Source organism: Microvirga lenta (assembly GCF_020532555.1).
Lineage (GTDB): Bacteria > Pseudomonadota > Alphaproteobacteria > Rhizobiales > Beijerinckiaceae > Microvirga > Microvirga lenta.
Map to the genome: position 1 here is coordinate 1 of NZ_JAJBBR010000022.1, position 8,020 is coordinate 8,020.

Below are 8,020 nucleotides of genomic sequence, written 5' to 3' on the forward strand. Positions count from 1 at the left end.
TTCGACGGCCGCGACCCGGAGATCGACGGGGTCAGCCTGCCCCTGCCCCGGCGCGAGCGCCACATTCTCGAGTACCTGGTGCGCAACCGCGGCCGGCGCCTGACCAAAACCCAGATCTTCAACGCCATCTACGGCATCTACTCCAACGACGTGGAGGAGAGCGTGATCGAGGGCCATGTGAGCAAGCTGCGCAAGAAGCTGCGCCAGAGGCTCGGCTACGATCCCATCGAGGCCAAACGGTACATCGGATACACTTTCGTCGGCTGAAGCCACGATGATATCCAGTATGTGTTCCACACCATCATCCCTGAGACTCACATCGAGTTCGATGTCGGCCAACGCAGTCTGCCCAGTTCGTATCCTTTCTCGGGTTTGCAAGGCGCCAGATGCTTTGCTCGCTCTGCGGAGCTTCGGACTCTTGGCGATCTTATCGCTCGCCGCCTGCAACAACGTGGGAACAGCTTACCGACCCGGCCCATGGGGACAGGCTCGTCATCTCGATCCTGCAACACCTGTCTATTCAGGGCCATGGCTGCCGCCTCGCTACCAGCCTGTCGATGAACTCTACTATCCACCTCCTCCTGCGGCACCGGCCGTTGCTGTGCATGCGGAGCCGATGGAGCCTATTGGGTCATGGGCGGAACGGAACGATCCTCCGCCTGTAGTGGAGCAGGATGGATTGGCCGCTCAAACAACAGAGATGCTTCATAGCCCTTCCGCAGGAGCGAGCTATGAGGTTAATGGCATTGTCAGCAAGGACCCGCCCGTACAACCTTCGCTGAACATCGCTCCATCTCCGGCAAAAAAGACGAAGCCTCGCACGGGAAGCTGGATAATGGAGGCAGGGGGAAGCTCATGCCGCCTGCAACTTTCGAGCACACCGGCACTCGATCTGTACAAGGCCTCAACGGATCGCTGCGCGAGCAAGAGCCTGCAAAACGTCAATGCGTGGAGCGCCCGTGACGGAGAAATCGTTCTCTACTCTCACGGCACGGTCGTCGCCCAATTGAAAGGCAACGACACTTCTTACTTCGGCACGCTCGAAAGTTCGGGAGCAGCAATCAAGCTGACCCGCTGATTTCGTGCCGGGAGCTTTATGGAAGGCTCCGGTTTCACCCGAACACCCGCTTTCTACTGACAGAACGCTCGCGCATTCGGTGTCCATTCCCCGAATCCCGATGCCACCATGTTGGTGATGACGCGGCAAACGTACTTCTTCTGAGCAGGATTGTTGTTCGGACCGGCATGATATCGGGCGACGGCCATCGTCCAGCTTCCCTCCCGGGCCTTCAACTGCTTCAGAAACAGAGCTGCGTACTCAACATTCTCGCGGGGGTCGAGCATGCTTGCCAACGAGCGAAAGCGATCATGGTGATAATGGTGATTGATCTGCATACAGCCAAGATCGATCAACTTCGCTCCCGCCCGCCGCGCCGCCTCGAACCGCTGGATTGCGTCCCCAGCGTTCGGCGCGAAGTAGGATTGCCCCTCGATATTCATGGCATATGGCTGCAGTGAGCCGCGCCGTCCGGTTTCCGTCAGACCAACCGCATAGAGCATTCCGAGCGGGACCCCATGCTTTGCCGCGGCTCGCACCATTTCGCGCTCGCACGAGTTGATGCTGGCCTGTCCCTCAGAGGGAAAACTACAGATAGAGGCTGCCAGTGCTGCGATTGCCAGCAGGGACTTCTTCAGTTCCATTCTCTCGCCCCGTCCTATTGCTTCCTCCGAACCCATCTCCTCGCGATTGCCCGTTAGCCCCCGCATCACCGCCCTGTGCGCCTCCGGGGTAACCACCGAAGTGCGAATTGGAGCTCTGTCGCTGTCCGGACATGCCCTCTTGCTGCGACATGTCCGGAGTGGGTGCGTGGACGGTCACTACGTCGGGCCGGTAGCCCGATGTCCGCAATAGACTGGAAAGCTTTTCCGAATCTTTCCTCAAGAGCTCCGCAGTCTCATCGCTGCTCGCATGGAGCTCCATCTCAAGCCTGTCGCCGGCTAGGCGCATCTTCACGGTGACCACGCCAAGCTCTGCCGGGTGCAGCTGAATATCCAGCATCCGCAGAACGCCGTCCGATGGTCGGATCGTGTTCGAAGGAAGAGTCGTCTCAGTTCTTGTTCCAGAAGTGTTCTGGTCGAGAGGCACCCGCTTTGCCTCGACTTCCATGATGTTCACGATCCTCTGAAGCACGGGGTTCGGCGAAACTGCCTCTGCCGTAGCCACTTTCTCTGTACTCGGACTCACCACCTGAGCCGGGCTAGATTGGGACTTCTGAGATGCCTCCTCGACCTCGGCATGGAAGCGATCGATCTGCTCAACCTCGCCTGCCAGTTGTGAGGGCTGCGGCATCTCCGCAGCAAGCGCCCCTTGCGCACTCATCGCCTTGGCGGAAGCGACTACGGTTCCCTCAGCTTTCGGCAATGCAGTCACTGGCACGGGCTTGAAATGGGTCTCCTGATGAAGGATCGAGATCTTTCGCGCGGAGCGTGAGGTTGGGTCAGGAACAGTATCCTTATCCATCTTCTCCGTCGGCAATTGGATCATGGCGAGGAGGTCTGTCGAAGAACCCTGTGCCTGTGCGGATTGAGGCGCGGCCGGAGAGCGCTGGCTTGAGCCAGGTTGTTGCGCCGCAGGCTGCACTGGCAGAGACAGATCGCTCACCAGCATCGTCGGATCGGGTGCAACCGAAATGGAGATTTCCTGCTCGGCTGGGGCGGCAGGCTCCTCAGCTTGATCCTCCTGAACTTGCTCCAGCGGAACCTCACGCGCCCTCAGCAGGGCATTTCCGCCAACGAGCAGAGTTCGAGATTGAACCTGCTCGCTATCTCCATTCCCTGACATCTTCCGCAGCAATGCGTCGAACGCCGGCATTGCTGCCGAGCCTTTTAACAGGCCGCCGTCCTCTCCAAGCTGAGGTTGCGACTTCAAGGTTTGTCCTTCAGCTCTCCGAGAGATACTCTGTAGAAGGCTATCGAGATTGTTCATCGCGTTTCACTCCGAAACAGCCGATCGATCTTTTCCAGAGCTTCCTGAGCGCGCGAAATCGCCGGAACCGGCTCCTGAGCTTGAATGGCCTCGGCTGGAGGCGCCTCCGCTGGGCCTGCGGCTTCAGCGACAGGGATGGCTTGCGGCGCTTGGCGAATGTGCCTTGCAAGAGAGAGCGCCTCATCCAAGAGTGCGGAATCGTGGGGTTGCAGTTCTGCCCTGTTGATCTGCTTGAGCACTTCAATGCCGCTTTCAAAGCCTTCAGGCGTCACGATGATGGCGGCGGCCCTGTAAAGCTTCGCCCGCGTTGCACTCGACGCGTCGGACGATGACAGCTCAAATGCCTTGTCAGCCGCCAAGATCGCCGCCTTCGTCTGCCCCTGTTCAATGGCATTGCGGGCGATCATAAGATAGAGTTCGCGTTGGCCCTCAGCCTCCAACTCGTTGAGGATCGCAACCAATCGCGAGAATCTCTGCTCATCCTTGGCGAAATCGAGACGCGTCAATGCGGAGGCGAAGCGCTGCCTGAAATTCCCTGCATAAATTGAATAGCGAAAACGGCGAAGGTACTGCCTCGACAATGCGTCGAATTTCTTTGCGTCGCCGACTTGACTGACCACGAAGATCTCTCTGCGCAAGGCCGCTTCCTCAACCAGTGTCCCTGGCAGAAGAAGTCTCACGCGATCGAGAAGTTGGACGGACTTCGCCGGATCTTCGCGGACGATCAGCGCTGATTGAACGAGGGCGATCTGACCTGCGAGCATCGGTGGCAGCGTATCGATTTGAACCTCGCTGAGAAAGCGCTTTGCATCCGCCTCGCGCCCTTCGACATAGGCGAGAGCACCCTGAACGATCGTCGTATCGACCTCACTCAGCCCCCCGAGGGCAATAATCCTCTTGAGAATTTCGGGTCGTCCGCCGCTGAGCACGAATATGACAGCGGCGCGAACGTTCTTGGAGTCCCCCCAAGTTCCAGGATCGATCGACATGAGGCGGTCGTCGATATGCGCCAACAACGCCCTTTGAGCCGCATGGGCATTCGTAGAACCTGTGGCGATTTGATCCTGCATGATCTGCAGCGTGCGGACCAAATCCACCGGTATGGCGGTCACTTTCTCCGGTTCAGAGGTTTGTACTTCCTCCGCAACCGCAGGCACTGCGGTGAGGATACCTGCGAGAATCGGCGCAATGAACGTGATGCGCATCGCTAAGACTTCTCCCGCAGAAGGATCTCAATGCGCCGGTTCTCGGCGGCTTTCGGATCGGTGCTGTTCTTAAGGCTACGATCTGCGTGCCCCTCCACCCGTTCGATCCGCGCCTCATCGATCCCACCGCGCACCAGCATGTAAGAAGCCATATGTGCGCGTGCCGTCGACAGACGCCAGTTGTCATAAGTGGCGGACTTGAACGGACGCCCATCGGTATGACCACGTATGATAATTTTACCCTGACGGGAACTTAAAACTTTTGCGATCTTCGCCATTGCCACGACAACTTTCGGCTGGGGCTCGGCCGATCCGATGGCGAACATGCTGAAATCGATCTCATCCGTAACGCTGATAAGGAGCCCCTCGCCGGTTCGGTTCACCTCCACATGGGGTTTAGGCCCACTGCCAGGATTGACCTGGACGGCACGAGCAATGTCGGCCTTCAACTCAACGTCCTGTATGCTCTCCTGACTGCTTGGAGCGCCATCGTTAGGTGCGGGTTGAACCACGCTGGCCTCGGCGGGACCAGCTAAATTGGGCTTAGCCTCGTCCTTTTGCGATGCAGCGAGATTCTGGGACGACCGCGCAAGAGCATCCAGCTTCCCATCGGGAGGAATGGGCGTCGTCGTCCCGGGATCGCCTGGTTTAGCCGCGCGCGGCTTGGGCATCGGAGCAATCTGCCAGTAAAGAGGGTCGAATGGATCCCGATAGGCCTCTCCGCCCTGTACGCCCGGCTCCGTGCTGTCGCCCGTTGCAACATCCGCGCCCAAAGTATCCTGCGGCCTGTCCTGCTCAGCCTCAAGGGCAAGCTTGGCAAGCACTGCATAAGGATCCTGGAACAGCGCTCCCTCTTCGAAGCGTGGCTTTTGAGTTTGAGGAGCCGTTCCCCCCTTATCCTCACCCTCCCCTTTCGAGGATGCGCCTTTCTTGATCTCGTCCTCACTCTCAGGAGCGTTGTTCTGCGGATCCTGCAGGCCCTTGCGGTCCGGTGTACTCTCTGCAAGCTGGACCGGATTAAAATAGTTCGCGACGGATGTACGGGTTTCCTTGTCGGCAACGCTGATCAACCACATCACAAGAAAGAACGCCATCATTGCGGTCATGAAATCCGCATGTGCGATCTTCCACACACCACCCTTGTGCTGCTCCTCCTCCGCCTCGTAACGGCGGACGATGATGAGTTCCTGCTTTCCCTGGTCGGACATGTTTAGCTCGATTGGACGGCCTGCGCCAAGCGGCCGATCCAGGCGCCCAGCTGAGTTTCGATAAATGTATCGCCCATCAAGATCGACACGTCGATTTCGTCATTGAAGGCAATCTCGATCCGAGGATTGCCTGCTCCGAGGTGATCTGAGAGCGCCGACAGCATATCCTTCGGACCGCTGACCTTGAAAACCGCATTCTGATTATTGGCGAGCAGGGATGATACAGTCGCTTGCAGTTCCTCAATCATCTGCGATCGCAGCGCATCGGTGAGGAATGGTGTCATGATGCGGGCGACACGGTCGACAAGCCTTGCTTCTAGATTTCGCAGGGCTTCATCCATCTGCTGGGTAAAGCAGGCCGCCTCTTCCTGGACCCACTTCATCCGCTCCGCGGCGAGCCGCTCCTCGGCTTGAGTCCGTGCGGATGCAAGCTCCGCCTCAAACTCCCTTCGCGCGGCAGCTAGCCCCTCCAGACGGCCACGCTCCTCTGCCTCCCGCACGAGGTCTGCGGTTTCGTCGGCCTGATCCTGATCGGGCACCTTAGGAGCCTTAGGGTGGAAAAGAGGTTTGGTATCCTGCTTTCCATCCAGGCTGAACTCCGTCAGATATTGCGCAATGGCATTGACCATTATGCAGCCTCCGCCTTCATCAGCCACTGCTTCAGGATGGAGGCAGCCTGCTCCTCATCGAAATCGATCATCTGCTCCAGCTTCTTCTGAGGAGTACGGTGCATCTTGTCGGTCAGGTCCTCGATAAGATTGGGCACCTCCGCAGTCTCGAGCTGACGACTTGCGCCAGATACGGCAGCCTCAACAGGACCAGGTGCCGCTGCTATCGCAGCCTCGATGGCAGGCACCGTCTCCTCATAGACCGGCTCCGGCTCAGGCCGTGCGAGGATCGCGGCCACGGCTGGGCGCAGCCCGAACCAGATGAGGAGAGTCGCAACCACCAGAATGGTCGCCGCATTGATGAGATTGCCGGTCTGCCGCATGAAAACTTCGGTAAGGCTCAGAGGCGGTGTCGGCTCCATCATTCGGCCATCATCGACGAACCCGACGGCAGCGACCTTGATCTGGTCACCGCGGTTGCGGTCGAAACCCGCCGCAGAAGAAACGAGCTGCTCGATTTCCGCGATGCGAGCGTCGATATCCTCTTGCGTCGTGTTGTCCCCGGTGAGAGTCGCAAGACGGCTGCGATTAACCAGAACCGCCACGGACAGGTTCTTGATCGCATAACCATCGCTGACAGTCTGGATCGTCTTGGAGGAGATCTCGAAGTTGGTCAGCTCTTCGCGGCGCTGATTGTCCTCACTTGAACTTTCCCCATTTTCCGCACGAACCCTCTCCTCAGGGAGGTTCTGCTGGACCGTTGTCGGACGTTCGGCATTTCGGTTCTGTGAGACCTCCGTCTCCTTGACCGTACGGATGGACCGTTCGACCTTCGAGTCAGGATCATAGATCGTCTCGGTCGTGTTGGTCTTGTCCGTGTTCAGCCGTGCGGCGACGCTAATTTCGAAATTTCCAATTCCCAAATAGGGCGCGAGCGTCCGGCGAACATTATCCTGGATTTCCCGACTGACGACCTTCTCAAGGCTTGCCATTCGGCCAGTCGAGGCGTTCGTACCATCCTCGCCAGCCATGAGGAGCATACCGTCGGTGTTGAGAACGGTGACCTTGTCGGCCTTCATGCCTGGAATCGCAGCCGCCACGAGGTGGCGGATAGCCTGAGCCGAACTCATGTCGTCTGCTGGCTCCGTGCGCACGACCACAGAGGCAGAGGCAGGCTGCTGCTCACGACGGAAGGAACCGCGGTCGGGGAGAACGATGTGGACGCGCGCCGCCTTTACGCCCTTCATCGTCTGGATGGTGCGAGCGATTTCGCCCTCCAGCGCCCGAACGCGGGTGATCTCCTGCATAAAGGAGGTCAGGCCGAGGGATCCGAGATCGTTGAAGAGCTCATAGCCTGATTTTGAGCTCTGCGGCAGCCCCTTCTCGGCCAGCAGCATACGTGCCTGGGCCGTGTGTCCATACCGCACGAGAACGGCGGTTCCGTCGGAGCTGACATCGAACGGAATGTCGGCATCCTTCAAAGCGGCGCCGATGCGGGTGACATCCTCTCGCTCAAGACCGGTGTAGAGCGTCTCCTGCGCCGGACGGCTCAAATAGTAAGCCCCCAATCCAACTCCCAGGAAGACCACGAGGCCGATAACCCCAAGAGCTACGAGGCGGCGCATCCCGAGCTCGAGAAGGTTGGCCCACAGTTTCTCGGCTTGTAAACGACCAGGCATGAACAGGCTCAGCTTCTGATTTGGTAGGATTCAGAAGCACCTTCGCTCTCTAACCTTGCGCGGAGATTGCGAAAGAAAAAGGCCACGCTCCAGGGGAGCGCGGCCAGTATGATCTTCCTAAGTTGCTCTTGGAGCGTGTGTTAAGAACGGAAGAGCGAAAGGACGTTGCCGGAGGCGCTGTTGGCGATGCTCAGCGATTGCACGCCGAGCTGCTGCTGGGTCTGCAGCGCCTTCAGACGCGTCGACTCCTCTTCCAGATCCGCATCGATCAGTGCACCGATCGAGCTTTTGTTGATGTCGATCAGCTTCTGCACGAACTCCTGGTTCGAACCGA

At 58.7% G+C, this 8,020-nt stretch carries 9 protein-coding genes; 2 read left to right on the forward strand and 7 right to left on the reverse strand.

The window, feature by feature from the left end; all coding sequences use genetic code 11:
* Both LGR44_RS21485 and LGR44_RS21490 read left to right on the forward strand, forming a co-directional pair.
* The coding region (locus LGR44_RS21485; protein ID WP_226742760.1) for a winged helix-turn-helix domain-containing protein at positions 1-267 on the forward strand (267 nt) is incomplete at its 5' end.
* A 151-nt stretch (positions 268-418) separates the two neighbouring features.
* Positions 419-1,078, forward strand: coding sequence for an AprI/Inh family metalloprotease inhibitor (locus LGR44_RS21490; RefSeq protein ID WP_226742767.1), 660 nt, complete (start codon positions 419-421; stop codon positions 1,076-1,078).
* Between the two features lie 53 nt (positions 1,079-1,131).
* Here the strand turns inward: LGR44_RS21490 and LGR44_RS21495 are convergent, their stop codons facing one another.
* The 7 genes from LGR44_RS21495 to LGR44_RS21525 all read right to left on the reverse strand — a co-directional run.
* Positions 1,132-1,701: a transglycosylase SLT domain-containing protein gene (locus LGR44_RS21495; protein ID WP_226742768.1), complete on the reverse strand. Its 570-nt coding sequence runs from the start codon at positions 1,699-1,701 to the stop codon at positions 1,132-1,134.
* The gene (gene fliK, locus LGR44_RS21500; RefSeq protein ID WP_226742769.1) at positions 1,646-2,986 is read right to left on the reverse strand and encodes a flagellar hook-length control protein FliK; all 1,341 of its coding nucleotides are present in this window, start codon (positions 2,984-2,986) and stop codon (positions 1,646-1,648) included. The genes LGR44_RS21495 and fliK overlap by 56 nt, the downstream gene beginning before the upstream one ends.
* Positions 2,983-4,191, reverse strand: a complete 1,209-nt coding sequence (locus LGR44_RS21505) for a chemotaxis protein (protein ID WP_226742770.1) — start codon at positions 4,189-4,191, stop codon at positions 2,983-2,985. Before LGR44_RS21505 ends, fliK begins: the two co-directional genes overlap by 4 nt.
* A gap of 2 nt (positions 4,192-4,193) precedes the next feature.
* Complete coding sequence (locus tag LGR44_RS21510) at positions 4,194-5,399, reverse strand: MotB family protein (protein WP_226742771.1); 1,206 nt, start codon at positions 5,397-5,399, stop codon at positions 4,194-4,196.
* Positions 5,400-5,401: 2 nt separating this feature from the next.
* Entirely contained in the window at positions 5,402-6,028 is a 627-nt protein-coding gene (locus LGR44_RS21515; RefSeq protein ID WP_226742772.1) for a hypothetical protein, read from the reverse strand.
* Positions 6,028-7,686 carry a flagellar basal-body MS-ring/collar protein FliF gene (fliF, locus tag LGR44_RS21520; protein WP_226742773.1) on the reverse strand — a complete coding sequence of 553 codons (1,659 nt, stop codon included), beginning with the start codon at positions 7,684-7,686 and terminating at the stop codon, positions 6,028-6,030. The genes LGR44_RS21515 and fliF overlap by 1 nt, the downstream gene beginning before the upstream one ends.
* Before the next feature lie 140 nt (positions 7,687-7,826).
* Positions 7,827-8,020, reverse strand: a 194-nt coding sequence (locus LGR44_RS21525) for a flagellin (protein WP_264196694.1), incomplete at its 5' end; no start/stop codon positions are given.